Source organism: Mesorhizobium sp. M7A.F.Ca.ET.027.02.1.1, from assembly GCF_004022985.1.
Classification (GTDB): domain Bacteria; phylum Pseudomonadota; class Alphaproteobacteria; order Rhizobiales; family Rhizobiaceae; genus Mesorhizobium.
The window spans coordinates 1-474 of sequence record NZ_RZOL01000931.1; the positions used below are offsets into that span (position 1 = coordinate 1).

The window sequence follows — 474 nt, forward strand, 5'->3', positions numbered from 1 at the left end:
GCCTTGCGTATCGTGTAACGGCGTCGGGCTGCAGGCGCTCGAAAACGATCGCGACGCCGCCGTGATCAAGAACGGTGTGGGATACGCAGCTGAGCCTTGCCGCCGTTGCGCCGGCATGAGATTTTTTCGCCGCTAGGGAACTGTTCCCGTCCAATCGATACCAGCCAATCGCCGCGTCCCGACCGGCAAAAAAACAGCCAAATTGTTCACCTCTGCGACGTTGTCGCTCCCCACAGCTTCCCCGGATTTAACGTGAGGGAAACCGCTCAACGGGCACGCCTTAGTAACCGCTTCAAGCTCAAACCGGCGAACAGAATGTAAGGCGGCATGGCAAGCGAATAGTGACCACAGTTTAATTCCAGAATATTTGGCCTAGCCCCGGCGTCCTTCAGCCTCTGCATGAACCTCTCCGATAGCTCTGGCAACACCACTTTATCTCTCCTAGCCAACACAACCTGAAGATCGAGATCAGGC

At 56.3% G+C, this 474-nt stretch carries 1 pseudogene; it reads right to left on the minus strand.

The annotated features are described in order from the left end of the window. Positions 1-266: 266 nt before the first annotated feature. Positions 267-474, minus strand: a pseudogene (locus tag EN749_RS38435) (dienelactone hydrolase-related enzyme); the annotation flags it as partial.